Here is a 26,145-nt window from a genome sequence, read left to right as displayed (position 1 = left end):
GAGTTACTATCCAGAGTAAGACTGGTGCCAATCCTTCCAAACCGGTTCCATACCTGCCCTTTTAACAGAGGCCGCAACAAGCTCTGCACTTCGCTCATCACTAATGGCAAACTGCTCTAGCTCTTCTTCGTCGTTAGCGTAGCCGCCTGGTTGTGTTTTAGATGCTGCGCTAATACTGGTAATACCGAGAGGATAAACATGGTCTCTAAACGTGGCTGATTCACGAGTCGACAGTGACAACTCAACCTCGTTATTGAATAATCGATAAGCGCAGATTAACTGAACCAGCTGCTTGTCTGTCATCACCGACTTAGGTTGCAGTGCTCCCTCGCAAGGTCTAAGCCTTGGGAACGAGATCGAGTAACGCGTTTTCCAATAACGACTCTCAAGATACTGAAGGTGTGCCGCGACGTAAAAACAGTCGGTGCGCCACTCTTCGAGTCCTATCAGAGAACCGATTCCAATTTTATCAATACCAGCCTGCGCAAGACGGTCCGGCGTATCCAGTCGGTAATCAAAATCCATCTTGTTACCACGCAGATGATGCTCTGCATAGGTACGTCTGTGATAGGTCTCTTGATAAACCATCACCGCATCTAAGCCATGTTGCTTTAATGTCGCGTAATCTTCTCTATCGAGAGGCTGCACTTCCATCGCGAGATAGCTAAAGTGTCTTTTGATCTCTGGAATGACTTCGTTAAAGTACTTCATTCCCACCTTATTCTCGTGCTCACCTGTCACCAAAAGGATATTGTCGAAGCCCATTTGTTTAATAACGTCACATTCGAGTGCTATTTCCTGCTTCGATAGTGTTTTACGTTTAATACGGTTTTCCATGGAAAAACCGCAGTAAGTACACGCGTTGGCACACAGGTTGGATAAGTACAAGGGAATGTACATAGACATAGTATGACCGAAACGCTTACGAGTTAGAGCGAAGGAACGCTGCGCCATTTGCTCTAGAAAAGGCTCGGCTGCAGGACTAATCAATGCCTTGAAATCTTCTAGATCAAGACGAGATTTAGACAAAGCTCTTTGCACATCGCCCGCTGTTTTGCCATAGATAGACAACCTAACATCATCCCAGTCATACTTAGCATGTTCTTCAACAAAGCTCATGGTGCTCTCTCCTACATCGAATCAAGGAATGCAGTAAGCGGACTAGACGCAACAGCGTGATTCACCGTACCAGCCAATCCACTTTCATAAGCGATGAGACCTGATTCTACTGCTAACTTAAATGCACGAGCCATCGAGACTGGGTCAGCAGCAGCGGCTATTGCTGTGTTAACCAAGACCGCATCGGCCCCCATCTCCATGGCAAGTGCTGCATGAGAAGGCGCACCAATTCCAGCGTCGACGACAACAGGCACATTCGCTTGCTCGATAATGATCTCTAAGAAGTCTTTACTGACTATGCCTTTATTGCTTCCAATTGGAGCACCTAATGGCATCACAGCAGCACAGCCTACTTCCTCTAGATGTTTACAAAGCGTCGGATCAGAGTGACAGTAAGGTAAAACAATAAAGCCATCCTTTACCAACTGCTCCGCCGCCTTTAATGTTTCAATTGGATCAGGTAATAAGTATTTCGGGTCAGGGTGTATTTCCAATTTTAACCAGTTAGTACCCAATGCTTCTCTCGCTAGGTGAGCTGCAAATATTGCATCCTTTGCGTTTTTTGCACCTGAGGTATTGGGAAGCAAGTTGACATTATTACTGATTAGAGGACGCAAGATGTCATCATCTTGACCGTCGAGATCAACCCGCTTAAGCGCCATCGTCGCCAATTCTGAACCGCTCTCCACGATAGACTTCATCATCAGCGACTGATCAGCGAATTTACCGGTACCGGTAAAAAGTCTTGAGTTAAAGGTTTTATCTGCAATCTTCAGCATCAGTTAGCCCCCTGCTATCGCTTGAAAAATATTGATGGACATGTTTTCTTTAACAGTGAATGTAAGCCACTCCGATTTAGGAACGATCTGATCGTCGACAGCAATCGCACAACCTAGCGCTTCAATATCTAGCTCTGCAAGCAAGTTAGCTAGGTTAGTTTCTTGCGACATCTGATGGATGGAATTATTTACTTTTAACTGAATCATCTCTGCTCTCTTACTTCTTTTTACTTGTTGCCGCACACACTGCATTCAGTGTCTTTGTTAATTCTCAATGATTGCCAACTACCGTTGAGTCCGTCGAATAGTCTCAAATCTGGCATCTGTTTATCTTGGCTATCACGATGAACGGCTAGGATCAGCTTTAGTGTCTCCAACGCTTGATAGACCCCCATCATCCCAACCACAGGACCCATTACCGCCGATTCAGAGCATTTTGACGTCCCTTTTATCTCGTCAAATGGATACAGGCAGCGATAACACGGTACATCTAGGTTGGATGAAAAAGGGAATACGCCCAGTTGCCCATTCCATCCAATTGCTGCAGCAGTCACTAAATCGGTATTGTGTTGACGGCAGTACTGGTTAACAGCCTGGCGTGTAGTGATGTTGTCGCTACAGTCCACAACCACATCTGCAAGCGATATCTCTAACGCTAACTGGCTAGCCTCAAGCCTCTTATTAATCGCTCTGACGCTAATATTCGCGTTTTGGTTGGTGAGACTTTTAGCCAAACACGCTACCTTGGACACACCGACATCTGCGTAGCCATAAGTAACTTGTCTAGGTAGATTGGAGGTTTCAATGACATCATCATCTGCTAGCACTATTCGACCGATCCCAGCTCCAGCTAGATAGATACTCGCGGCAGTTCCAAGACCACCGCAACCAATGATCAAAACATGAGAGTTCACAATATCTGCTTGTCCTGCTTCACCCACATTCGTCAAGCTGAGTTGTCTCAAATACTGCTTAAACTGAGCATCGTTAATCATGTGTTCGCTCACTCATAATCGTTGCAAAGTTATCAAGTACCGCCGGTACGTTGTCGGATAAGGTAATTGCTCGTACAACCGCTAGACTCGTAACACCACAGTCCCAAACGGGTTTCGCTGTTTTAAGATCGATCCCACCAATAGCGACCGTCGGATAGCCGATTACATCACCGTAAGGAATCGAATCGATGAGCTTTTGATATAAGGCCAACCTAACTAAGCCTTGGGGTCTCGAAGGCATCTGTTTCGTCGTTGTTGGGAAAATGTGGCCCAAAGCAACGTAGCTCGGATTAATCTGGATAATGCGCAACAGTTCGTAGTAGCCATGCGTCGATAGCCCTAACGCAATACCTTGCTCAGCGAGCTGTTTTAGGTCCGCAACTTCGATGTCTTCTTGCCCTAAGTGAACACCATACGCACCATGCTTTAGTGCCAACTGCCAATAGTCATTAATAAAGACTTGTGCATCATGCTTCTCACCAAGTCTTATAGCTTGTTCTATTTGTTGTTCAAGGTTAGGTGTATCAGGTTGCTTGATTCGAAGCTGAATCGTTTTGACACCTAGCTTTAACAGACGCTCTATCCATTCAATGCTATCAACCACTGGATAGAGACCTAACTTTTGCTTACTCACTTTAGGGAAAGCTTGGTTGGACGCATCAACGGCCCAGCCAACACGAATGCCAAGGTGATGGTTTTCAATAACGGGTACTGAAAACTGCTCGAGCTGAGCTGGCCATGTTTCACGTGAAACACTCCCTGCTCTTGCGAGCATCATCGTATCCTCAAGAGGAAAATCCAGAGCTAAGCAGACAACAAACCAAGCAAAATGAATATCCTTGTCTATGACCTTATTGGCGTCCGCTGAAGCCTTTATTGTGCCTTCTCTACACGACCAAACATCCGCGTACTTATCACCGCTAGTGACATCGATGTAGACATCGCCAAATTCAAGCGATGCAAGGTTACTCGATAACTCTGTTTCATCTAAATCATGTGAATAGCGAACTCGATAGTCGCACTTCGCGAAATGTTCGTTACTATGACTGTCGTTAGAAATCGTACTGACTTCATTTCCATTAACAATCGTCACTACCTCGCATTGGTCTGAGATAGAAAGCTCGATAGACTCGACAGCAAAGCCAACCTTACTTGCAAGTTGAAGTACATCCTCTATATGAGAATGTAAAGGCGCATAAATAGAGGGCAATAAAAGTTTCAACGGAAGCTCCTTAGTCTTCTAGTTGGTAGAGTTATTCTTCGGTGACAGCTGGGTGGTAAAGTTCGGCACCCGTCGCCCTAAACTCCTGAGATTTTTGACGCATTCCTTCAAGGGGATCATCGATCAATTTGACCTCAATATTCTCATTGGATTGATAGTCTTTTGCATACTCGCGAACCTCTTGAGAGATTTTCATTGAGCAGAATTTAGGACCACACATGGAACAGAAGTGGGCAACTTTCCCAGATTCTTGAGGCAAGGTTTCGTCATGGAATTGGCGTGCTGTATCTGGGTCAAGAGCGAGGTTGAATTGATCTTCCCAGCGGAACTCAAATCTTGCCTTTGACAATGCATTATCACGGATCTGAGCGCCCGGATGACCCTTTGCCAGATCAGCAGCGTGTGCGGCAAGTTTGTAAGTGATAAGACCTGTCTTCACATCTTCTTTATTGGGCAGGCCAAGATGCTCTTTGGGTGTCACATAACACAACATAGCGCAGCCATACCAACCAATCATTGCAGCACCGATACCTGAGGTAATGTGGTCATAGCCAGGTGCAATATCTGTAGTTAATGGACCTAGAGTATAGAAAGGCGCTTCGTGGCAATGTTCAAGCTGCTCTTCCATGTTCTCTTTAATCATATGCATTGGCACATGGCCTGGGCCTTCAATGATTACCTGAACATCGTGCTCCCACGCTATCTTAGTCAGTTTGCCAAGCGTTCTAAGCTCAGCAAACTGAGCCTCATCGTTAGCATCGGCTATCGAACCGGGGCGCAGCCCATCGCCTAGAGATAACGCAACGTCATAGCGTGCACAAATCTCACAGATCTCTTTGAAGTTAGAGTAGAGAAAGCTCTCTTCATGATGCGCAAGACACCACTTAGCGATAATAGAACCACCTCGGCTTACAATGCCTGTCACACGCTTTGCGGTTAATGGGATATGATGTAGAAGCAAACCTGCGTGGATCGTAAAGTAATCAACCCCCTGCTCCGCTTGCTCTATCAGTGTGTCTCGCATCACTTCCCATGTAAGATTCTCAGCTACACCATTTACCTTTTCTAAGGCTTGATACATAGGAACGGTACCGATCGGTACTGGACTATTTCGAAGGATCCATTCTCGAGTCTCGTGAATATTTCGTCCGGTAGACAAATCCATCACGGTATCGGCACCCCAGCGCGTACCCCACACCAATTTTTCTACTTCTTCTTCAATCGATGACGTGACCGATGAATTACCGATATTGGCGTTAACCTTTACTAAAAAGTTTCGACCAATGATCATTGGCTCAGACTCAGGGTGATTGATGTTTGACGGTATAATGGCACGCCCTTCAGCAACCTCTTTACGCACAAACTCAGGCGTAATTTCTTTTGGTAGGTTAGCGCCGAAGTGTTGTCCGGGATGTTGCTGAGTGAGCATTTCGTCTTTAAGCTCTTGACGTCCCATGTTCTCGCGGATGGCAATGTACTCCATCTCAGGAGTAATAATGCCTTTACGAGCGTAGTGAAGCTGAGTAACGCATGCTCCATCGGTAGCACGTCTAATGCGAGGCAATTGACCGTAACGAAGCTCGTCCAAGGCTTCATCAGCTAAACGCTCCTTGGCGAACTCAGAAGTCACACCGTCTAGTACTTCCGTATCTAGGCGTTCTTCTATCCATTGCTCCCTGAGCTTTGGGAGCCCATTGTAGAGGTCGATGTTATGTTGAGGGTCTGTGTATAGGCCAGAGGTGTCATACACGTGTATAGGCTCGTTAGGCTCGTATACTGGGTTATCTTGATTGCCACCAATTAGACTATCGGAAAGAGAGATCTTACGCATCGGTACCTGCAGATCGCTGCGGCTACCTTGAATATAGGTTTTCTCTGAGTTTGGATAGGGCGTCACCGATAACGTATCGATGAAGTTCTTTGCGTCCAGTCTATTTTGCTTACGTGTCGACATAGCATTTCCTTATATATCATATAGTTATAAAAGATAAATGCTTGACGGATGTGTGAATACAAGAGGTATCAACTGCAATAGCGCGAGCTATTTGATAATAAAAGAGGTGAAGTTACTTTTATTCTCTTGTTCCCTTCGCTGGTATTAACCAGATCAGGTTCAACGGATCCCGAATTAACGGTCTCAGCCCAGAGGGCACTCCGACAAGTACTGGCAACGATTATAGAAGAAAAGATTCCGAACATTCAATAACCGTTGAGTGGTTTTTGACTAACTTTTGGTTAAAATTTGAAAACCTATCCAACAGGCTGAGATACTTAACACAACGTTAAGGAGCACGTTTAGTCCCATCTTCAAAAATGCGCCTTGCTGCATTAGTAATACATTGTCCATCGAAAAGGTAGAGAATGTCGTCAATGCGCCTAAAAAGCCTAGACCAATGATCTGACGCCATGGCTCTGGAGCAAACACCTCTGCCTCAAAAGCCGCTATCAACAGCCCCATGATAAACGAACCGACAACATTCACGGTTAACGTACCATAAGGGAAACCACGCCCTAGGATCATCACACAAAGCTCAGAAATCAAATAGCGACTGCAAGCGCCAAATGCCCCACCGATTGCTATAAAGCCTAAAATTGAAAGCTGTCCCATAACCACTCTTTTTAAAAAACTTACTGATGGGAGTAATAATATACGAACACTCTATAAATTCGAGTGAAGATCTAGGAAACTAAGGATAAATTTTGATGATGTAGTGGGCTGAACCCTACCAAAAATTCAAAAGTTACAGGAGTAACGTTTGCACTGAGTGTGGTTTGATTGCTACAGATGAATACAGTACGAGATAATTAAAGAATTACAAATGCAAAAAAACCTCGTCGTTAAACGAGGCTTCTTGATAAGTGGCGGAGACGCCCAGTCTAGGGTTGCATCCAACCGGGACTCGACTGCCGTGAAAGGGAAGCTACCAAACTATAGATAATAAAAAACCCGACGCTTTCGCATCGGGTTTTCTAATAAGTGGCGGAGTGGACGGGACTCGAACCCGCGACCCCCGGCGTGACAGGCCGGTATTCTAACCAACTGAACTACCACTCCGCAGTGGTCTATTTAAAGTCTTATCTCAATCGTGCTTTAAACAGATATTGTTCAAAGCCTGGCGATGTCCTACTCTCACATGGGGAAGCCCCACACTACCATCGGCGCTATTGCGTTTCACTTCTGAGTTCGGCATGGAGTCAGGTGGGTCCACAACGCTATGGTCGCCAAGCAAATTCTTTAATTCGGAAAGCTGTTTTCTCTTATATTAAGAGCGTGTTCTCATACACATTCAAAGTTCTTGCTTTGAGTCCATCAAAACCCTTTGGGTGTTGTATGGTTAAGCCTCACGGGCAATTAGTACAGGTTAGCTCAACGCCTCACAACGCTTACACACCCTGCCTATCAACGTTCTAGTCTCGAACAACCCTTTAGGACACTTAAAGTGCCAGGGAAGACTCATCTCAGGGCTCGCTTCCCGCTTAGATGCTTTCAGCGGTTATCGATTCCGAACTTAGCTACCGGGCAATGCGATTGGCATCACAACCCGAACACCAGAGGTTCGTCCACTCCGGTCCTCTCGTACTAGGAGCAGCCCCCTTCAATCTTCCAACGCCCACGGCAGATAGGGACCGAACTGTCTCACGACGTTCTAAACCCAGCTCGCGTACCACTTTAAATGGCGAACAGCCATACCCTTGGGACCGACTTCAGCCCCAGGATGTGATGAGCCGACATCGAGGTGCCAAACACCGCCGTCGATATGAACTCTTGGGCGGTATCAGCCTGTTATCCCCGGAGTACCTTTTATCCGTTGAGCGATGGCCCTTCCATTCAGAACCACCGGATCACTATGACCTGCTTTCGCACCTGCTCGAATTGTCATTCTCGCAGTCAAGCGGGCTTATGCCATTGCACTAACCTCACGATGTCCAACCGTGATTAGCCCACCTTCGTGCTCCTCCGTTACTCTTTGGGAGGAGACCGCCCCAGTCAAACTACCCACCAGGCACTGTCCTCATCCCCGATTAGGGGACCAAGTTAGAACATCAACACTACAAGGGTGGTATTTCAAGGACGGCTCCACTAATACTGGCGTACTAGTTTCAAAGCCTCCCACCTATCCTACACATGTAGGGTCAATGTTCAGTGCCAAGCTGTAGTAAAGGTTCACGGGGTCTTTCCGTCTAGCCGCGGGTACACTGCATCTTCACAGCGATTTCAATTTCACTGAGTCTCGGGTGGAGACAGCGTGGCCATCATTACGCCATTCGTGCAGGTCGGAACTTACCCGACAAGGAATTTCGCTACCTTAGGACCGTTATAGTTACGGCCGCCGTTTACCGGGGCTTCGATCAAGAGCTTCGACCTAAGTCTAACCCCATCAATTAACCTTCCGGCACCGGGCAGGCGTCACACCGTATACGTCATCTTACGATTTTGCACAGTGCTGTGTTTTTAATAAACAGTTGCAGCCACCTGGTATCTGCGACTCCCCATAGCTCCATCCGCAAGGGACTTCACCGCGAGGAGCGTACCTTCTCCCGAAGTTACGGTACCATTTTGCCTAGTTCCTTCACCCGAGTTCTCTCAAGCGCCTTGGTATTCTCTACCCGACCACCTGTGTCGGTTTGGGGTACGATTCCTTACAATCTGAAGCTTAGAGGCTTTTCCTGGAAGCATGGCATCAATGACTTCACTACCGTAGTAGCTCGACATCGTGTCTCAGCCTTAAAGAGAGCCGGATTTACCTAACTCTCAAGCCTACGCACTTGAACCTGGACAACCGTCGCCAGGCCCACCTAGCCTTCTCCGTCCCCCCATCGCAATTGTAAGAAGTACGGGAATATTAACCCGTTTCCCATCGACTACGCCTTTCGGCCTCGCCTTAGGGGTCGACTCACCCTGCCCCGATTAACGTTGGACAGGAACCCTTGGTCTTCCGGCGAGGAGGTTTTTCACCCCCTTTATCGTTACTCATGTCAGCATTCGCACTTCTGATACCTCCAGCAAACCTTACAGTTCACCTTCAACGGCTTACAGAACGCTCCCCTACCCAATGTCAAAGACATTGCCGCAGCTTCGGTTTATAGCTTAGCCCCGTTACATCTTCCGCGCAGGCCGACTCGACTAGTGAGCTATTACGCTTTCTTTAAATGATGGCTGCTTCTAAGCCAACATCCTAGCTGTCTAAGCCTTCCCACATCGTTTCCCACTTAGCTATAATTTGGGACCTTAGCTGGCGGTCTGGGTTGTTTCCCTCTCCACGACGGACGTTAGCACCCGCCGTGTGTCTCCCGGATAGTACTTACTGGTATTCGGAGTTTGCAAAGGGTTGGTAAGTCGGGATGACCCCCTAGCCTTAACAGTGCTCTACCCCCCAGTAGTATTCGTCCGAGGCTCTACCTAAATAGATTTCGGGGAGAACCAGCTATCTCCAGGTTTGATTGGCCTTTCACCCCCTAGCCACAAGTCATCCGCTAATTTTTCAACATTAGTCGGTTCGGTCCTCCAGTTGATGTTACTCAACCTTCAACCTGCCCATGGCTAGATCACCTGGTTTCGGGTCTATATCCAGAGACTGAACGCCCAGTTAAGACTCGGTTTCCCTACGGCTCCCCTAAACGGTTAACCTTGCCACTGAATATAAGTCGCTGACCCATTATACAAAAGGTACGCAGTCACACCACGAAGGTGCTCCTACTGCTTGTACGTACACGGTTTCAGGTTCTATTTCACTCCCCTCACAGGGGTTCTTTTCGCCTTTCCCTCACGGTACTGGTTCACTATCGGTCAGTCAGTAGTATTTAGCCTTGGAGGATGGTCCCCCATATTCAGACAGGATATCACGTGTCCCGCCCTACTCGATTTCACTGATGATGAGATGTCGGTTACGGGGCTATCACCCTGTATCGCGGCACTTTCCAGAGCCTTCACCTGTCTCATTAAAAGCTTAAGGGCTAATCCAATTTCGCTCGCCGCTACTTTCGGAATCTCGGTTGATTTCTCTTCCTCGGGGTACTTAGATGTTTCAGTTCCCCCGGTTCGCCTCGCTGAGCTATGTATTCACTCAGCGATACCTACTTATGCAGGTGGGTTTCCCCATTCAGGAATCTCAGACTCACAGGTTATTACTACCTAATCTGAGCTTATCGCAAGTTATTACGCCTTTCATCGCCTCTGACTGCCAAGGCATCCACCGTGTACGCTTAGTCACTTAACCATACAACCCCAAAGGGTCTTTGTTACGTAACCAAAGTTGTCTGCATTTTTATACATGTGCAGACTCGATTTTGCCGGACTCAAATTCCAAGAACACTTGAATGTGTGTTGGTACCTAATCTTTCGATTAGGATTTGAGAACTTTTAATAGATAACAATCAATCAAATTGTTATCTGTCAGCTTTCCAAATTGTTAAAGAGCTATGCAAACTAATTGCACTTTCTAAAGATTCTCAGTGCCTTGCGGCGTCAAAAATTCCAACCACGTACGCTTTACTGAAGTGGTTTGGAAATTCTTAATCCAAAAATTCTTAGAGAGTGGTGGGCGATACCGGGCTCGAACCAGTGACCCCCTCCTTGTAAGGGAGGTGCTCTCCCAACTGAGCTAATCGCCCACATTTAGTTTTTTACATTTCCCGTGGAAGGAAATGGTGGGTCGTGCAGGATTCGAACCTGCGACCAATTGATTAAAAGTCAACTGCTCTACCAACTGAGCTAACGACCCAATGGTATCCCGTAGGGGAGTCGAACCCCTGTTACCGCCGTGAAAGGGCGGTGTCCTAGGCCTCTAGACGAACGGGACACTAAGTTGTAAGTGTTGGGCACTTACATTATCTCTTTACATCATAAACCATCAATCTGTGTGAACACTCATCGCAATAATCTTTCGTATAAGGAGGTGATCCAGCCCCAGGTTCCCCTAGGGCTACCTTGTTACGACTTCACCCCAGTCATGAACCACAAAGTGGTGAGCGTCCTCCCGAAGGTTAAACTACCCACTTCTTTTGCAGCCCACTCCCATGGTGTGACGGGCGGTGTGTACAAGGCCCGGGAACGTATTCACCGTGGCATTCTGATCCACGATTACTAGCGATTCCGACTTCATGGAGTCGAGTTGCAGACTCCAATCCGGACTACGACGCACTTTTTGGGATTCGCTCACTTTCGCAAGTTGGCCGCCCTCTGTATGCGCCATTGTAGCACGTGTGTAGCCCTACTCGTAAGGGCCATGATGACTTGACGTCGTCCCCACCTTCCTCCGGTTTATCACCGGCAGTCTCCCTGGAGTTCCCACCCGAAGTGCTGGCAAACAAGGATAAGGGTTGCGCTCGTTGCGGGACTTAACCCAACATTTCACAACACGAGCTGACGACAGCCATGCAGCACCTGTCTCTCAGTTCCCGAAGGCACAAGACTGTCTCCAGTCTCTTCTGAGGATGTCAAGAGTAGGTAAGGTTCTTCGCGTTGCATCGAATTAAACCACATGCTCCACCGCTTGTGCGGGCCCCCGTCAATTCATTTGAGTTTTAATCTTGCGACCGTACTCCCCAGGCGGTCTACTTAACGCGTTAGCTCCGAAAGCCACGGCTCAAGGCCACAACCTCCAAGTAGACATCGTTTACGGCGTGGACTACCAGGGTATCTAATCCTGTTTGCTCCCCACGCTTTCGCATCTGAGTGTCAGTATCTGTCCAGGGGGCCGCCTTCGCCACCGGTATTCCTTCAGATCTCTACGCATTTCACCGCTACACCTGAAATTCTACCCCCCTCTACAGTACTCTAGTCAGCCAGTTTCAAATGCAGTTCCGAGGTTGAGCCCCGGGCTTTCACATCTGACTTAACTAACCACCTGCATGCGCTTTACGCCCAGTAATTCCGATTAACGCTCGCACCCTCCGTATTACCGCGGCTGCTGGCACGGAGTTAGCCGGTGCTTCTTCTGCAGCTAACGTCAAATAATGCCGCTATTAACGACACTACCTTCCTCACTGCTGAAAGTGCTTTACAACCCGAAGGCCTTCTTCACACACGCGGCATGGCTGCATCAGGCTTGCGCCCATTGTGCAATATTCCCCACTGCTGCCTCCCGTAGGAGTCTGGACCGTGTCTCAGTTCCAGTGTGGCTGATCATCCTCTCAGACCAGCTAGGGATCGTCGCCTTGGTGAGCCATTACCTCACCAACTAGCTAATCCCACCTGGGCATATCCTGACGCGAGAGGCCCGAAGGTCCCCCTCTTTGAGCCGAAGCTATTATGCGGTATTAGCCATCGTTTCCAATGGTTATCCCCCACATCAGGGCAATTTCCCAGGCATTACTCACCCGTCCGCCGCTCGACGCCGTTAACGTCCCCCGAAGGTTCAGTTAACTCGTTTCCGCTCGACTTGCATGTGTTAGGCCTGCCGCCAGCGTTCAATCTGAGCCATGATCAAACTCTTCAATTTAAGATTTTGTTCGGCTCAATGAATACTGAACATTACATAAAAGTAATGTTTGAATTGACTGTGCTGAATCTTTCGATTCAATGGTCACTTCGTTTCATTGAAACCTAATTTGATACCGCTCTTTATTAAGAGAAATATCTAATTTGATTATCATCAACGAGTGCCCACACAGATTGATAGGTTTATATTGTTAAAGAGCTTGTTTCAAAGCTTCCCTTGAAACGGACGGCCATTTTAGCGAGATAAGTTTTCGTGTCAACCACTTTTTTCAACTTATTTTGCTAAGCTTCTTAGAAGCTTGTGACCTTCTGACTCGTTGGGGATTTCGTTGTCCTTTCCCGTGTCAGCGAGGGGGCATTATAGAGATCGGATTAAAGTTGGCAACCCTTTTTTTAAAGTTTTTCGTTTTTTTTTATCGTTCGCTTAAAAACGAGTCAAAACGGCGTAAAAACCAACGTTTTCTCTCTATAGCTGAGCAAATTTCTCTGCAAACAGCCCCACTTTATCCCAATTGGTATACTCAACTTCCTTGGTAGTATCCGTTTCACCGCCCGTCATGGTCATAATTAACTTAATCATAAAGCGATCAAACGAATTATAACGAGGATAATAGAGGGCACCAGCAAAAACCCCGATCAGCGTCGGTTGCCAAGGTGACTTTTTAAGAAACGTCTTTATGTAGGCACTGCCTTCTGGCGTATCCTTACCTTGGTCTTCTTTTCTTGCCGTCAGGTTCACGCAGAAGAACGCCGCCTTCATTCCACTCAGTTGTTGTTGGTTTGCTTCAATAAACTGATACAGCTTCTTATTAAGATGACCATAACGAATCGAGGCACCAATGAGTACTTTGTCATAGTCACTCAGATTTACATCTGGGTTTTCATGCAGGTTAATAGTGGCAGCATCATTGTGACCAAGCTGCTCAGCGATACGTCCAATGATTTTCTTTGTTTGTCCTTCGCGAGAAGAATAGAGATAGAGAACTTTTTCCACGATGATTTCCTTCGCTGCCATCTATTAGTTAATTGGTATTGATGAATTAGCTTCGCCAGAATGCTGGCGTTAGTAGTATAAGAAGAGTGAACACTTCCAATCGCCCAAATAGCATCGACACGATCAGTACCCATTTCGCCTTGTCGTTCACATCACCAAAGTGAAGAGCCACCTCACCAAGACCTGGACCCAGGTTATTCAGTGTCGCCGCTACGGCAGAGAACGCACTCAGCTCATCCATACCCGTTGCGATAAGCGCCAACATACACACCACAAACACCAGTGCATAAGCAGAGAAGAACCCCCAAACGGCATCGACAACGCGCTGTGATAGTGCTGTTCCGCCGACTTTGATGGTATAGACCGCTCTTGGGTGAACCAAGCGCTTCATTTCACGGGCACCTTGCAGTGTCAGCAGAAGAATACGTATGACCTTCATGCCACCACCCGTTGAGCCTGCACAGCCACCAATAAAAGATGAGAACAGCAGGAGTACCGGCAAGAACAGTGGCCACTCAGAGAAGCCCGTTGTCGTAAAGCCGGCCGTCGTCGATATCGATACTGACTGGAATAGAGCCTGATCGAACGCGTCGTACATGGAATTGTAGGAGTGATGCTCAAGTAAGATAAGGAAGCAGACCAAAAACAGAACCACCTGAATAAAGATGAAGGCTCTAAACTCGGGATCTTTCCAATAATATTTAGGATGCACGCCACCAGAGGCAAAGGCCGCAAAGTGCAAAGAATAGTTACACGCAGATATCAGCAAGAATACAACCGTAATCATGTTGATAGCAGGGCTATTAAAATAACCCATACTGGCATCATGAGTCGAGAAACCGCCAATCGCAATCGTCGAGAAACTATGGGCAATGGCATCAAAAGGGGTCATGCCTGCCACCCAAAACGCCGCTGCACAGGCAATGGTCAAACTCAGATAGATGTACCAAAGCGCTTTTGCTGTCTCTGCGATACGTGGCGTCATCTTACTGTCTTTAACCGGTCCAGGGATCTCTGCTCGATAGAGCTGCATCCCACCGATGCCAAGTACCGGTAGAATAGCCACCGCGAGTACGATGATACCCATGCCACCAAACCATTGGAGTAACTGGCGATAGAACAAAATCGCTTTAGGAAGTTCATCTAAGCCAACGATGACCGTCGCTCCTGTCGTCGTCAGTGCCGAGAAGGATTCAAAGAAGGCATCTGTGACAGAGACATTCGGATAATCAGAAATCAAAAATGGCAGTGCACCCGCACTGCCGATTACGGTCCAAAACAGTACAACAATAAGGAAGCCGTCTCTGGCTTTGAGCTCGTGTTTATGACGACGATTTGGAAACCAGAAAAACCCGCCGCAAACAAGTAGGACGAAAAAAGTGGTCACAAAAGGCACACCCGCACCATCTCGATAAATCAGTGCGACTAAAGCGGGGGCGAGCATTGAAACGCTAAACAGAGCGAGTAGCAGTCCAACAATGCGAATTATGGATCGAAATTGCATATGAGTTGATGAAGCGGTGCTTCGTTACGTCCTAGTTGTTTTCTACTGGGGAGACCATTGCCTTGGCTCCGCTTTTATTAATGATACTCTGCGTCAGTGCATCAACATGGTTCACTTCTAACTCAACAATAAGAATGACCTTGTCGGTGTAGTGCGACTCGACCTCAACCGCTTCGAAACGACTCAGCTCGGCTTGAGCTATAGACACGAATGCATAGTCTAACTCTAGACGTAATTGTGTGGTGATTTTTTTTTCGATTGTTTGAATCAGCTTAAGTGCTTGTTGTACACCGCCACCATAAGCCTTCACCAAACCGCCCGTTCCAAGCTTGATACCACCAGAATAACGCGTGACCACGGCAGTGAGCTCTCCAATACCAGAACCACTAAGCTGCGCCAAGATAGGCTTGCCTGCGGTGCCAGACGGCTCACCGTCATCACTAAAGCCCCACATCATCGAATTTTCAGGACGTCCCGCCACAAAGCCCCAACAATTATGTCGGGCACTACTGTGCTGTTTCTTCACTTGATCAACAAATGCTTTCGCCAACTCAATACTCGGCGTATGAGCGATTTGCGTGATGAACACGCTCTTTTTGATCTCTTCTTCAAAAAGAACTGGGTGCTCAGGTATCAAGTATGCAGTTGAGTTCATTGGCTTTTACGAGGTTTGTCGCCTAAAAGGGGTATTCTAGCACGAGCAATAGCAATTGACTCCAAGATTGGACACTGGTCATAATGTTAAACAGTTGTTTAAAAAATGTATTGAAATTAAATTCGATGCGGTACACACTTAAATAACTGGTCTAACCAGAAGTAAAACTATAACAACCGCTTTCACACAATCACGGATTGTCTGTCACGGAGAATGACAATGATTTACCAATCTGAAACTCTACAGGTAAAGGAAGTACGCAGCGGCATCGCCGAACTGTGCTTTAGCTCTCCCCAGTCGGTCAATAAACTTGATCTGGCTACTCTCGAATCTTTAGACAAAGCCCTCGATGCGCTTGCTTCATGGAGCGACCTTAAAGGACTTATCCTAACGACGGATAAAAGTGCCTTTATTGTGGGTGCTGACATCACTGAGTTCCTTGGTTTGTTTGCCAAGCCAAAAGCTGAACTCAAGGAATGGTTAGGGTTCGCCAACAACATTTTCAATAAGCTGGAAGACTTGCCAGTCCCAACGCTATCTGCACTAAAAGGCCACACCCTAGGCGGTGGCTGTGAGTGCGTATTGGCGACGGACTTTAGAATTGGTGACAAGACCACCAGCATCGGTCTACCAGAAACAAAACTGGGTATTATGCCGGGTTTTGGCGGTACCGTTCGCCTACCAAGATTGATTGGCGCTGACAGTGCCATGGAAATCATCACGCAAGGTAAAGCCTGCCGAGCCAATGAGGCATTGAAAGTTGGTCTTATCGACGCCATCGTCGAGACCGAAGCACTGTATGACTCTGCTCTGAACACCATCGAGCTTGCCATCAACGAAAAAATTGACTGGAAAGCGCGCCGCCAAGCAAAAGTATCACCACTGACTCTTAGCAAACTTGAATCCATGATGAGCTTCACTATGGCGAAAAGTTTAGTGGCACAAAAAGCTGGTCCTCACTACCCAGCGCCAATGGCCGCAGTCAAAACGATTGAAGAGGCAGCACAATTTGGTCGTGATGAGGCGCTTGATATCGAAGCAAACTACTTCATCAACCTTGCTGGCTCAGATGTCGCTAACGCATTGGTTGGCATCTTCCTTAATGATCAGTACATCAAAGGTCTTGCTAAGAAAGCCGCTAAGTCAGGTAAAGAGACTGAGCGTGCAGCCGTACTTGGCGCAGGTATTATGGGTGGCGGTATCGCTTACCAATCTGCGCTAAAAGGTGTACCTGTCATCATGAAAGACATCGCTCAAGCCTCTCTTGAGCTAGGTATGACCGAAGCCTCTAAACTGCTCAACAAGCGTTTACAACGTGGACGTATCGACGGATTTAAGATGGCTGGCGTGCTGGCTTCTATTACCCCGAGCCTACATTACGCCGGTATTGAGCAAAGCGATGTGATTGTGGAAGCGGTGGTAGAGAATCCAAAAATCAAAGCCGCAGTGCTGAGTGAAGTCGAAGAGATGGTGGGCGAAAACACCGTCATCGCCTCTAACACCTCAACCATTCCTATCAATGTTCTTGCGAAGTCTCTAAAACGCCCAGAAAACTTCTGTGGTATGCACTTCTTTAACCCAGCACACCGCATGCCATTGGTCGAAATCATTCGCGGTGAGCACACCTCGGAAGAAACCATCAACCGCGTTGTTGCTTACGCTGCGAAGATGGGTAAATCTCCTATCGTTGTCAACGACTGCCCAGGGTTCTTTGTTAACCGTGTTCTATTCCCATACTTTGGTGGCTTTAGTCAGCTTCTGGCGGATGGCGCGGACTTCATTCAAATCGACAAAATCATGGAGCGCAAGTTTGGCTGGCCGATGGGCCCTGCTTACCTACTTGATGTGGTGGGCATTGATACCGCGCACCATGCACAAGCGGTGATGGCGGAAGGCTTCCCTGAGCGCATGGCAAAAGATCAGCGTGATTCCATTGATGTGCTATTTGAAAACACTCGCTATGGTCAGAAGAATGGCTCGGGTTTCTATGCTTACACCACGGACAAGCGCGGTCGTCCTAAGAAAGCACCAAGCGAAGACATCAACTCACTGCTTGAGTCAGTCAGCAAGCCTGCACAATCATTCAATGATGACACCATTATTCAACGCATGATGATTCCAATGATCAACGAAGTCGTACTGTGTTTGGAAGAGGGCATCATTGCAACACCACAAGAAGCAGACATGGCGCTGGTCTATGGCCTAGGCTTCCCTCCATTTAGAGGTGGTGTGTTCCGCTATCTAGACAGTATCGGTATCGATAACTACGTTGTGATGGCGAAGCAATATGAATCGCTAGGTGCAATGTACAAGGTGCCTCAGTCGCTGGTCGATATGGCAAGCTCTGGCAAGCGCTTCTATGACGTGCAACAAGCTAGCTCACTGTAACCACCGACTGGATGAGGAATATCAAAATGAAAAATGTTGTCGTTGTTGATTGTCTTCGTACACCTATGGGTCGTTCCAAGGGTGGTGCATTTAGACATCAGCGTGCTGAAGACTTATCGGCACATCTAATGAAAGGTATCTTGGCTCGCAACCCACAAGTGAAGCCAGAAGAGATTGAAGATATCTACTGGGGCTGTGTACAGCAAACCCTAGAGCAAGGTTTTAACGTTGCTCGTAACGCAGCGCTACTGGCAGGGCTACCGATTGAGATTGGTGCGGTCACGGTAAACCGCCTGTGTGGCTCATCTATGCAGGCGTTGCATGACGCGGCGCGCTCAATCATGGTTGGCGATGCTGAGATCTGCCTAATTGGTGGTGTTGAGCACATGGGACACGTTCCTATGACGCACGGTGTGGACTTCCACCCTCAACTTTCTAAAAACGTCGCGAAAGCAGCGGGCATGATGGGTCTCACCGCCGAAATGCTGGGTAAATTACATGGCATCAGCCGTGAGCAACAAGATGAGTTTGCAGCGCGAAGCCACCAGCGAGCGCAAGCGGCGACCGTTGAAGGTCGATTCAAGAACGAGATCTTGCCGACCGAAGGTCATGCTGAAGATGGTTCACTGTTTACCCTCGATTACGATGAAGTGATTCGTCCAGAAACCAATGTTGAAGGGCTGTCTAAGCTTCGTCCAGTCTTTGACCCTGCAAATGGCACGGTAACCGCAGGTACATCATCAGCCCTATCGGATGGTGCGTCTGCCATGCTAATCATGAGCGAAGAGAAAGCCAATGAGCTTGGTTTAACCATTCGCGCGAAGATCCGCTCTATGGCCATTGCAGGCTGCGATCCATCGATTATGGGTTACGGCCCGGTACCAGCCACGCAAAAAGCGCTTAAACGTGCAGGCCTAACGATGGACGACATCGACATTGTTGAGCTAAACGAAGCATTTGCGGCTCAATCACTGCCATGTGCCAAAGATCTTGGCCTACTGGATGTGGTCGACGAGAAGGTTAACCTGAATGGCGGTGCTATCGCACTCGGTCACCCACTCGGCTGCTCGGGCTCTCGTATCTCAACTACGCTTATCAATATCATGGAAAACAAAGACGCCAAGATCGGTCTTGCCACTATGTGTATTGGTTTGGGTCAAGGTATCGCAACCATCTTTGAAAGACCGTAGCCCTCTCATTACGGCTCTTCAACGCAAACAGCTCCGTTTTCGGGGCTGTTTTTATTTATGCATGTAATGCATACATCTAATGTTGAAGTTTCATTGTTTTTTTTCGAATTTCTCACCTACACTTTGCAGCAGATAACACGTCAACTCATTGGAGAACACCATGTTCAAAGCACTGTTACTTAACCAAGAAGACAAAAAAACAATCGCTACTATTTCTCAGGTAGACGAGTCACAGCTTCCAGAAGGTAATGTAAAAATAGATGTAAAATATTCATCTTTGAACTACAAAGATGGGTTGGCGATTACCGGTAAAGGTAAAATCATCCGCAATTTCCCAATGGTACCGGGTATCGATCTTTCTGGCGTAGTGTCGCAATCAGACGACCCTCGTTACAAGGAAGGCGACGAAGTGGTTCTCACTGGCTGGGGGGTCGGTGAGAATCACTGGGGTGGCATGGCTGAGAAAGCGAGCCTAAACGGTGACTGGCTAGTGCCAATGCCAGCAGGTCTCGATGCAGAAAAAGTGATGGCTATCGGTACTGCAGGTTTTACTGCGATGCTATGTGTACAAGCCATTGTTGATGCAGGCGTAAAACCAGAAGACGGCGAAGTACTGGTCACAGGCGCAAGTGGCGGTGTGGGTAGTGTGTCGGTTACGCTGCTTAACCAACTAGGTTATAAAGTGGCGGCAGTAACAGGCCGCGCTTCAGCGAACGGCGAACTACTAAAATCACTCGGTGCATCACGCATTGTTGAGCGCAGCGAACTGGAAGAGCCAGCGAAACCACTTGAGCGTCAATTCTGGGCTGCCGCTGTCGATACTGTGGGTAGCAACATGCTTGCTAAAGTGCTTGCGCAAGTAAACTACAACGGTGTTGTCGCAGCATGTGGTTTAGCGGGTGGCTTTGATTTACCAACTACAGTAATGCCATTTATCCTGCGCAACGTGCGTCTGCAAGGTGTTGACTCAGTAATGTGTCCACGCGAAAAACGCATCAAAGCTTGGGAACAGCTAGCAACGCTACTTCCTGAGTCATACTACGCACAGGCAAGCAAAACCGTAGCACTAGAAGATGCGATTCAAGCGGCGGAAGACATCACTAACGGTGCTGTTACGGGTCGTGTGACTATCAAAATCTAATTAACGATAACCTAATCATAGAAAAGGCTCTCATTGCGAGAGCCTTTTTTCGTTTTGAACATATCAATCGATAGCACTAAAGGTTAGTAAGCCTTTGTACCAAGTAGGTGCTCATCGACAGGACTTGGTTCACCATATTGGCTATTGTCGCCATGATAACTTTTTTGGGTTTGACTAATATCCCCATCATACCTTGGATCCTGAGGTCTTTCGTGACTGTCCATAAACAGCGCAATGTCCCATGCCTGCTGATCGGAGAGTGACCCTCCTTGCCCAAGCGGCATATTATGTTTGATAAAGGCAGCAGCGGTGTTTACCTTGTGCATGCCCGCTCCCCAGTTAAAGCTATCGGGTCCCCATAGCGGAGGAAAAACGTAGCGATCAGCGACTTTTCTGCCTTGACCATCCTCACTGTGGCACACAGCACAGTTCTCCTGATATGCCTGCTGCCCACGTTCATAGTCGGGAGCAAGCTCTGGCTCAGAGATATGTCCAAAACCTCGTCCCGGCAGATTATTATCAACGGTCACTCCAAACGACAACCAATAGGAATAAGCATTCAAATCCAGGATTTCTTGACTAGTCACCTCAGGTGGCTTTCCACCTTCTGCATTCATAGAATAAAGGAAACACCCTTGTAGCCGATCTTGAAAGGTATTGACGCGCTTGTTCTTAGATCGATAAGCAGGATAAGAGACAAACGCCGCCCACATGGGCGCAGCATCTGCGACGCTACCACCGCCTAGGTGACAGTTAGTGCAGTTCATTCCATTATTTACTTTCCCTGAAGCTCGCATCTGCTGGGTGTTCATGAATAATGAGTAGCCGCGCTTTACTGACTCTCCCATCTCACCCTCAGGTAACGTCTCCCAATGAGTCACTTGATGGTGCTGTTCCCCTTCAGCAAGGGCACGTCCAGGTTCTATGGGTTCCCTGTCTAGATAGGCATCGGCAAAAACAGCGGGGGTGGCAAACAATACTAAACTCAAGATGGTTATCCTGTTCATTGCGCGCCTCCTTGTGATGCAAAGTAGCTTGCAACCGCCTCTATTTCTTCATCGGTTAAACCCTTGGCAATCGTCACCATCGAACCCAACACACCTGGGGGGCGCTGATCGCTTTTCCATGCTTTGAGCTGATTAACCAGATAATCTTTGTTTTGCCCCATTAACATCGGAAAACTGGGTGCAACGCCAACTCCGTTGGGACCATGACACGATACACAAGCGGGAACCTTGTCATTCCACTTCCCACTGTAAGCAATACGTTCTCCTAACGGCATATCAGCGGGCCACTTGTCACCTCGCCACTGAAGTGTCTCTGGTGTTGACACAGCTATCGAAGCATAAAAGTCAGCTGCTTTGATCAACTCTTCATCAGCCGCATTATGCACAACGGGATCCATAAACGTGCTGTGTCGCTGACCTGATTTAAAGGCGAGGACTTGTGCTTCCAAGTAAGCTTTCGGTTGACCTCGAAGGTTAGGAATGGTGTTTTCACGTCCGACGCCATCGGCACCGTGACAGTCAATGCAAGCTTCCATTACATTGGTCTCTGCGAATACACTGCAGGGAAGGGTTAAAGCTGCAAAGACAAGGGCTTTCCGTGTCACGTTCATTGCTCAATCCTTTGCTATTGTTTCTAGTAACACTAGAACAGAGCGTGACTAAGGCAAGGAATTCTCTGTTTTAACTCTGAGACGACTAGCCGAGGCCGACGTCTTCAATGCGTTTGGCAATCAATTTCCCACACTCTTCTTTTACTACCGAGCGAAGCCATTTCTGAGACTCCGAGGTATCGCATCGCGCGTGCCAAATCAGAGAATAATCAAACGGCGTAAAAGCAAAAGGCAGCGGTTTAATTACTAGATCGTAGCGATCTGCTACTAAATAGGCGAGATCAGCAGGTACGGTAATGATCAATGGCATGCTATCGACAATCGCCAATGCGGCTTCAAGATGATAGGCACGCAGTACCATTTTTCGAGGGTTTTGGTTGATAAGCGCGGCATCCAGCAGAGCTTTAACGCCGTCACTGATCGCAATCATGGCATGAGGCGCATTGATATAATCCTCAAGCGATACGGGTTTATCCGCTAACGGATGTTGCTTGGAAACTAAGCAAGAGACGCCGACCGGGCCCAAGACTTCTTGATGCAATGGTGTAACCGAACCCGTAGGACGGCAGATCGCCATATCGACCTTATCAGTGCTGAGCTGTTTAAAAAGGCTCTCGTGTTGCAGTGGAGCGAACTCCAAAGAGATATTAGGCGCGAGCTGATAAATCTTCGGCAATGCATAAGGAAGGATGGTTTGCATCGCATAGTCAGTCGTCGCGATGAGAAAGCGCTCGTTACAATAGTAGGGATTGAACTCACTGGGTGTCAGCAACTGACGGAAGGACTCTAACGGTTGGTCAATTTGCTTACATATCTCGAGCGCTTTACTGGTAGGAATGATTCGCTGTCCTTGACGGGTGAAAAGCGGATCCCCTAATAAGTCTCTCAATCGACCTAACACTCGACTCGTTGCGGATTGGCTTAGGTTGAGTCGCACGGCCGCTTGACTAACACTGCCCTCTTCCACCAGCACCTTCAATGCCACCAATAAATTGAGGTCGCGACGATAGATTTCTTCGAGTTCCATAAGCTCTTCCTACGTAATTCTTCCCCTAGTGTACACTTGGTTTTCTTTTCTTCAGATAAAAAAAATCCCGCCTTTCAGCGGGGAAGCCCAAGAAAATGGGGATAGTGTCGGAATGTCGTAAAATGTATTGGAAGTTCTAATTTGCAAGAATGTTTATCAAATGTTAATTCTCTTGTTCTTCTGAAACATCTTGCCAGCGTCTTACCTCTAACCAGAGACCCACTATAGAGACACTTAAACCTATTAACGGAGCCCACCCGGCTTGTTGGGAAGGCTGTAATACCAAGGCACAGAATGCTATCAAGCAAAGCACCGAGTAAATTGTAATCCTGTCTAGTACGGTTAACATAGTTACGTCCCTGCTCCTTTGTTACCAACTTGTTAATAAAGTTAAAACAAAAAATTCCTTTTGCCAAGGGGTTATTGCATATTTTTTCTTCATAAGTAGAATTTGAGCTGTTTTTTAGTAAGAAAGAGTTCCCGATGACAATCAATACAGACCTAGCGACGCAAACACTCGAAGCCGAAGGACTGCGCTGCCCAGAGCCAGTGATGATGGTCAGGAAGACAATTCGTAAGATGGAAGAAGGTGAAGTGTTGTTAGTGAAAGCCGACGACCCTTCGACGACGCGCGATATTCCAAGTTTCTGTCGCTTTATGGATCACCAATTGCTGAGTGCTCAGACAGAAACCGTTCCTTACCTTTATTTGATTAAAAAAGGGTTAGCGTAACGCACTAAAAAAGGCTGCCACTGGCAGCCTTTTTACTATTCGTCATATTCGAGCGTTCTGATCTCAGATTGCAGTTTTTTTATCTGCTTTTGCATCGAACGGATCTCGTTGTGCATTGGGATCAAATGCTGAACCCGAATCCAAGACTCGACGGCCAATCCTGCCATGACGATGGCACCGACGACCATAGGTATCCACATATCGGTGAGTACCATCCCAAGCAGTGTTAATACCAAACCGAAGGTGAATAAACGGCTTTGACTTTCCGCGGTCATTCCTGTGTAACGTGTAAGCATAATCGTTGCCCTCTCGCTAGGATCCACATGATTAAAGTACCATGACAATTATGACACTAATATGTCATTCATCACGAATTTCATCAGATTCGAGCGAGAGTTTGATCCCGATTAAAGTTTGATATTTATTTGATATTTATTTGATATTGTTATTAAAAAACAGCAGCGCCGATAGCGAGTCCTACGAACAAAATGGCGGTAATACGACGAATCCAATCAAGCGGAAGCTTGTCCGCTGATAGCTTACCAATCAAGACGACAGGCACATTGGCTAGTAGCATACCCACCGTAGTCCCAATCACCACCCAGGTCAGCGCATCCGCGTATTGCGCGCCGAGAATGGAGGTCGCTATCTGAGTTTTATCGCCAATTTCAGCAATGAAGAATGCGATAAAACTGGCGATAAACGGACCGCGACTTGAAATACTCTCATCGTCATCGAGTTTATCCGGCACCAAGATCCAGGCAGCCATGGCAAGGAAGCTGACCACTAATACCCACTTAAGAACTTCAGGTGATAGGTAATCGGCCACCACAACCCCCAGCCATGCAGCTAACGCATGGTTGGCAATGGTCGCTAGAAAGATAGCAGCAATAATAGGAGTAGGTTTGCGATAACGGCTGGCCAGCAGTAGAGATAAAAGTTGGGTCTTATCGCCAATTTCGGCAAGTGCCACAGTAGTAATTGATATAGCTAAAACGCTCACGACATGCTCTAAGGGGCAGGGTTTATAGTATTTAACCTATAGACAAACCTCGCGCCCCACCCCGGTTCACGATGTTTATCTATGGTCTTGCTAAACTTGCGGGCACAAGTCTCGAACGCCATGGTGATTTTGCACCAATTATGTTGACGAACGAATCCAAACGCTTGTGAGTGTATGGATAAGCTACTCCCCAAAGATGACGGCATTGTAATCACTCAATGAATCAATTTCAACAATATTGGAGCTTACGCCCCTTCACACAGCGAATAACTCCGAAAAACCGCATTTTTTTACCTTTATGATGATTAAATCAGCACTTTTACCCCTACTCCCCTTACCGATTAGTCGGTATACTTATTTGTTATTTTCTGAATATCAGAAACACCTTTTCACTTAGAGAATTGCGCGAATTACTATGCAAAAATACGATATCAAAACCTTCCAGGGAATGATCCTCGCGCTGCAGGATTACTGGGCACAGAACGGTTGTACTATTGTTCAACCACTAGATATGGAAGTAGGTGCAGGCACCTCTCACCCAATGACATGTCTACGTGCACTTGGCCCAGAGCCAATGTCTACGGCATACGTTCAACCTTCACGTCGCCCGACCGATGGTCGCTACGGCGAGAACCCGAACCGTCTGCAGCACTATTATCAGTTCCAAGTTGCGCTTAAGCCTTCTCCAGATAACATTCAGGAGTTGTACCTAGGCTCACTTGAAGTGCTTGGTATCGACCCGCTAGTTCACGACATTCGTTTCGTAGAAGACAACTGGGAAAACCCAACGCTAGGCGCATGGGGTCTTGGTTGGGAAGTCTGGCTAAACGGCATGGAAGTAACTCAGTTTACCTACTTCCAGCAGGTTGGCGGTCTTGAGTGTAAGCCAGTAACTGGCGAGATCACTTATGGTATCGAGCGTCTAGCGATGTACATTCAAGAAGTAGATTCTGTTTACGACCTAGTGTGGAACGTCGCACCAGATGGCAGCAAGGTCACTTACGGTGATATCTTCCACCAAAACGAAGTTGAGCAATCAACCTACAACTTTGAGCACGCTGACGTAGATTTCCTATTCACTTACTTTGACCAGTGTGAAAAAGAAACCAAAGAGCTGCTAGAGCTAGAGAAACCTCTTCCTCTTCCAGCGTATGAGCGCATTCTTAAAGCGGCTCACGCGTTCAACATCCTTGATGCACGCAAAGCTATCTCTGTAACAGAGCGCCAACGTTACATCCTTCGTATCCGCAACCTGACTAAAGCGGTTGCAGAAGCATATTACGCATCACGTGAAGCCTTAGGCTTCCCAATGCTTAAAAAAGACGAGGAGAAGTAATC

Annotated in this window: 20 protein-coding genes, 4 tRNA genes, 3 rRNA genes and 1 riboswitch; of the genes, 5 read left to right on the top strand and 22 right to left on the bottom strand. The window is 47.4% G+C overall.

Annotation, left to right across the window (positions count from 1 at the left end; genetic code table 11):
• Positions 1–6: 6 nt before the first annotated feature.
• From thiH to AC6I8U_RS00100, 17 genes are all read right to left on the bottom strand, one after another.
• Positions 7–1,119, bottom strand: coding sequence for a 2-iminoacetate synthase ThiH (thiH, locus tag AC6I8U_RS00180; protein WP_498017410.1), 1,113 nt, complete (start codon positions 1,117–1,119; stop codon positions 7–9).
• A gap of 11 nt (positions 1,120–1,130) precedes the next feature.
• Positions 1,131–1,898: a thiazole synthase gene (locus AC6I8U_RS00175; RefSeq protein ID WP_498017409.1), complete on the bottom strand. Its 768-nt coding sequence runs from the start codon at positions 1,896–1,898 to the stop codon at positions 1,131–1,133.
• Positions 1,899–1,901: 3 nt separating this feature from the next.
• A complete protein-coding gene (thiS, locus tag AC6I8U_RS00170) occupies positions 1,902–2,105 on the bottom strand; it encodes a sulfur carrier protein ThiS (protein ID WP_498017408.1) in 204 nt (67 codons plus the stop codon).
• Positions 2,106–2,125: 20 nt separating this feature from the next.
• Positions 2,126–2,893 (bottom strand): HesA/MoeB/ThiF family protein, encoded by a 768-nt coding sequence (locus AC6I8U_RS00165; protein ID WP_498017407.1) that lies wholly within the window; start codon positions 2,891–2,893, stop codon positions 2,126–2,128.
• Positions 2,886–4,115, bottom strand: a complete 1,230-nt coding sequence (locus AC6I8U_RS00160) for a thiamine phosphate synthase (protein ID WP_498017406.1) — start codon at positions 4,113–4,115, stop codon at positions 2,886–2,888. Before AC6I8U_RS00160 ends, AC6I8U_RS00165 begins: the two co-directional genes overlap by 8 nt.
• Before the next feature lie 31 nt (positions 4,116–4,146).
• On the bottom strand, positions 4,147–6,069 hold the full coding sequence (gene thiC / locus AC6I8U_RS00155; RefSeq protein ID WP_498017405.1) for a phosphomethylpyrimidine synthase ThiC: 1,923 nt from the start codon (positions 6,067–6,069) through the stop codon (positions 4,147–4,149).
• Positions 6,070–6,182: 113 nt separating this feature from the next.
• Positions 6,183–6,282: riboswitch (TPP riboswitch) on the bottom strand.
• Between the two features lie 57 nt (positions 6,283–6,339).
• Positions 6,340–6,723 carry a fluoride efflux transporter CrcB gene (crcB, locus tag AC6I8U_RS00150; RefSeq protein ID WP_234494910.1) on the bottom strand — a complete coding sequence of 128 codons (384 nt, stop codon included), beginning with the start codon at positions 6,721–6,723 and terminating at the stop codon, positions 6,340–6,342.
• Between the two features lie 370 nt (positions 6,724–7,093).
• Positions 7,094–7,170, bottom strand: a tRNA-Asp gene (locus tag AC6I8U_RS00145).
• Between the two features lie 56 nt (positions 7,171–7,226).
• Positions 7,227–7,342 (bottom strand): 5S ribosomal RNA (rrf, locus tag AC6I8U_RS00140).
• A gap of 104 nt (positions 7,343–7,446) precedes the next feature.
• Positions 7,447–10,333, bottom strand: a 23S ribosomal RNA gene (locus tag AC6I8U_RS00135).
• 318 nt (positions 10,334–10,651) lie between these two features.
• Positions 10,652–10,727: transfer RNA gene (locus AC6I8U_RS00130), tRNA-Val, on the bottom strand.
• Between the two features lie 34 nt (positions 10,728–10,761).
• A tRNA-Lys gene (locus tag AC6I8U_RS00125) sits at positions 10,762–10,837 on the bottom strand.
• Positions 10,838–10,839: 2 nt separating this feature from the next.
• Positions 10,840–10,915: transfer RNA gene (locus AC6I8U_RS00120), tRNA-Glu, on the bottom strand.
• A gap of 89 nt (positions 10,916–11,004) precedes the next feature.
• Positions 11,005–12,556: ribosomal RNA gene (locus AC6I8U_RS00115) — 16S ribosomal RNA — on the bottom strand.
• Together the 16S, 23S and 5S rRNA genes with 4 tRNA genes alongside form the textbook arrangement of a ribosomal RNA operon.
• A gap of 465 nt (positions 12,557–13,021) precedes the next feature.
• A complete protein-coding gene (gene hemG / locus AC6I8U_RS00110) occupies positions 13,022–13,549 on the bottom strand; it encodes a menaquinone-dependent protoporphyrinogen IX dehydrogenase (RefSeq protein WP_498017404.1) in 528 nt (175 codons plus the stop codon).
• A gap of 46 nt (positions 13,550–13,595) precedes the next feature.
• Positions 13,596–15,053 (bottom strand): TrkH family potassium uptake protein, encoded by a 1,458-nt coding sequence (locus AC6I8U_RS00105; RefSeq protein ID WP_112460744.1) that lies wholly within the window; start codon positions 15,051–15,053, stop codon positions 13,596–13,598.
• A gap of 31 nt (positions 15,054–15,084) precedes the next feature.
• Positions 15,085–15,708, bottom strand: coding sequence for a YigZ family protein (locus tag AC6I8U_RS00100; protein WP_234494908.1), 624 nt, complete (start codon positions 15,706–15,708; stop codon positions 15,085–15,087).
• 219 nt (positions 15,709–15,927) lie between these two features.
• Here AC6I8U_RS00100 and fadB point away from each other — a divergent pair, with 219 nt between their 5' ends.
• From fadB to acuI, 3 genes are all read left to right on the top strand, one after another.
• A complete protein-coding gene (fadB, locus tag AC6I8U_RS00095) occupies positions 15,928–18,096 on the top strand; it encodes a fatty acid oxidation complex subunit alpha FadB (RefSeq protein ID WP_498017403.1) in 2,169 nt (722 codons plus the stop codon).
• A 26-nt stretch (positions 18,097–18,122) separates the two neighbouring features.
• Positions 18,123–19,286 carry an acetyl-CoA C-acyltransferase FadA gene (gene fadA, locus AC6I8U_RS00090; RefSeq protein ID WP_498017402.1) on the top strand — a complete coding sequence of 388 codons (1,164 nt, stop codon included), beginning with the start codon at positions 18,123–18,125 and terminating at the stop codon, positions 19,284–19,286.
• A gap of 160 nt (positions 19,287–19,446) precedes the next feature.
• On the top strand, positions 19,447–20,427 hold the full coding sequence (acuI, locus tag AC6I8U_RS00085; RefSeq protein WP_128649930.1) for an acrylyl-CoA reductase (NADPH): 981 nt from the start codon (positions 19,447–19,449) through the stop codon (positions 20,425–20,427).
• 83 nt (positions 20,428–20,510) lie between these two features.
• Here acuI and AC6I8U_RS00080 read toward each other — a convergent pair whose 3' ends face one another.
• From AC6I8U_RS00080 to AC6I8U_RS00070, 3 genes are all read right to left on the bottom strand, one after another.
• Positions 20,511–21,434: a c-type cytochrome gene (locus AC6I8U_RS00080; RefSeq protein WP_498017401.1), complete on the bottom strand. Its 924-nt coding sequence runs from the start codon at positions 21,432–21,434 to the stop codon at positions 20,511–20,513.
• Positions 21,431–22,045, bottom strand: a complete 615-nt coding sequence (locus tag AC6I8U_RS00075; protein ID WP_498017400.1) for a c-type cytochrome — start codon at positions 22,043–22,045, stop codon at positions 21,431–21,433. Before AC6I8U_RS00075 ends, AC6I8U_RS00080 begins: the two co-directional genes overlap by 4 nt.
• 85 nt (positions 22,046–22,130) lie before the next feature.
• Entirely contained in the window at positions 22,131–23,072 is a 942-nt protein-coding gene (locus AC6I8U_RS00070) for a LysR family transcriptional regulator (protein WP_042478152.1), read from the bottom strand.
• 483 nt (positions 23,073–23,555) lie between these two features.
• Between AC6I8U_RS00070 and tusA the strand changes: the two genes are divergently transcribed.
• On the top strand, positions 23,556–23,804 hold the full coding sequence (gene tusA / locus AC6I8U_RS00065; protein WP_042478150.1) for a sulfurtransferase TusA: 249 nt from the start codon (positions 23,556–23,558) through the stop codon (positions 23,802–23,804).
• A 35-nt stretch (positions 23,805–23,839) separates the two neighbouring features.
• Here the strand turns inward: tusA and AC6I8U_RS00060 are convergent, their stop codons facing one another.
• The gene (locus tag AC6I8U_RS00060; protein WP_042478170.1) at positions 23,840–24,100 is read right to left on the bottom strand and encodes a hypothetical protein; all 261 of its coding nucleotides are present in this window, start codon (positions 24,098–24,100) and stop codon (positions 23,840–23,842) included.
• A gap of 152 nt (positions 24,101–24,252) precedes the next feature.
• A complete protein-coding gene (locus tag AC6I8U_RS00055) occupies positions 24,253–24,807 on the bottom strand; it encodes a TMEM165/GDT1 family protein (protein WP_498017399.1) in 555 nt (184 codons plus the stop codon).
• Between the two features lie 415 nt (positions 24,808–25,222).
• Here AC6I8U_RS00055 and glyQ point away from each other — a divergent pair, with 415 nt between their 5' ends.
• On the top strand, positions 25,223–26,143 hold the full coding sequence (gene glyQ, locus AC6I8U_RS00050; RefSeq protein ID WP_042478144.1) for a glycine--tRNA ligase subunit alpha: 921 nt from the start codon (positions 25,223–25,225) through the stop codon (positions 26,141–26,143).
• The last annotated feature ends 2 nt before the right edge of the window (positions 26,144–26,145 follow it).

Source organism: Vibrio sp. KUL80, from assembly GCF_059725495.1.
Note: the sequence above shows the minus strand (reverse complement) of the source record. Positions and strands in the feature narration are given on the sequence as shown.

What these genes read in the sequence shown, in the direction of transcription:
- thiH (WP_498017410.1), bottom strand. Translation starts at nt 1,119, where the DNA reads ATGAGCTTTGTTGAAGAACATGCTAAGTATGACTGGGATGATGTTAGG.
- AC6I8U_RS00175 (WP_498017409.1), bottom strand. Translation starts at nt 1,898, where the DNA reads ATGCTGAAGATTGCAGATAAAACCTTTAACTCAAGACTTTTTACCGGT.
- thiS (WP_498017408.1), bottom strand. Translation starts at nt 2,105, where the DNA reads ATGATTCAGTTAAAAGTAAATAATTCCATCCATCAGATGTCGCAAGAA.
- AC6I8U_RS00165 (WP_498017407.1), bottom strand. Translation starts at nt 2,893, where the DNA reads ATGATTAACGATGCTCAGTTTAAGCAGTATTTGAGACAACTCAGCTTG.
- thiC (WP_498017405.1), bottom strand. Translation starts at nt 6,069, where the DNA reads ATGTCGACACGTAAGCAAAATAGACTGGACGCAAAGAACTTCATCGAT.
- crcB (WP_234494910.1), bottom strand. Translation starts at nt 6,723, where the DNA reads ATGGGACAGCTTTCAATTTTAGGCTTTATAGCAATCGGTGGGGCATTT.
- AC6I8U_RS00105 (WP_112460744.1), bottom strand. Translation starts at nt 15,053, where the DNA reads ATGCAATTTCGATCCATAATTCGCATTGTTGGACTGCTACTCGCTCTG.
- AC6I8U_RS00100 (WP_234494908.1), bottom strand. Translation starts at nt 15,708, where the DNA reads ATGAACTCAACTGCATACTTGATACCTGAGCACCCAGTTCTTTTTGAA.
- fadB (WP_498017403.1), top strand. Translation starts at nt 15,928, where the DNA reads ATGATTTACCAATCTGAAACTCTACAGGTAAAGGAAGTACGCAGCGGC.
- fadA (WP_498017402.1), top strand. Translation starts at nt 18,123, where the DNA reads ATGAAAAATGTTGTCGTTGTTGATTGTCTTCGTACACCTATGGGTCGT.
- acuI (WP_128649930.1), top strand. Translation starts at nt 19,447, where the DNA reads ATGTTCAAAGCACTGTTACTTAACCAAGAAGACAAAAAAACAATCGCT.
- AC6I8U_RS00080 (WP_498017401.1), bottom strand. Translation starts at nt 21,434, where the DNA reads ATGAACAGGATAACCATCTTGAGTTTAGTATTGTTTGCCACCCCCGCT.
- AC6I8U_RS00075 (WP_498017400.1), bottom strand. Translation starts at nt 22,045, where the DNA reads ATGAACGTGACACGGAAAGCCCTTGTCTTTGCAGCTTTAACCCTTCCC.
- AC6I8U_RS00070 (WP_042478152.1), bottom strand. Translation starts at nt 23,072, where the DNA reads ATGGAACTCGAAGAAATCTATCGTCGCGACCTCAATTTATTGGTGGCA.
- tusA (WP_042478150.1), top strand. Translation starts at nt 23,556, where the DNA reads ATGACAATCAATACAGACCTAGCGACGCAAACACTCGAAGCCGAAGGA.
- AC6I8U_RS00060 (WP_042478170.1), bottom strand. Translation starts at nt 24,100, where the DNA reads ATGCTTACACGTTACACAGGAATGACCGCGGAAAGTCAAAGCCGTTTA.
- glyQ (WP_042478144.1), top strand. Translation starts at nt 25,223, where the DNA reads ATGCAAAAATACGATATCAAAACCTTCCAGGGAATGATCCTCGCGCTG.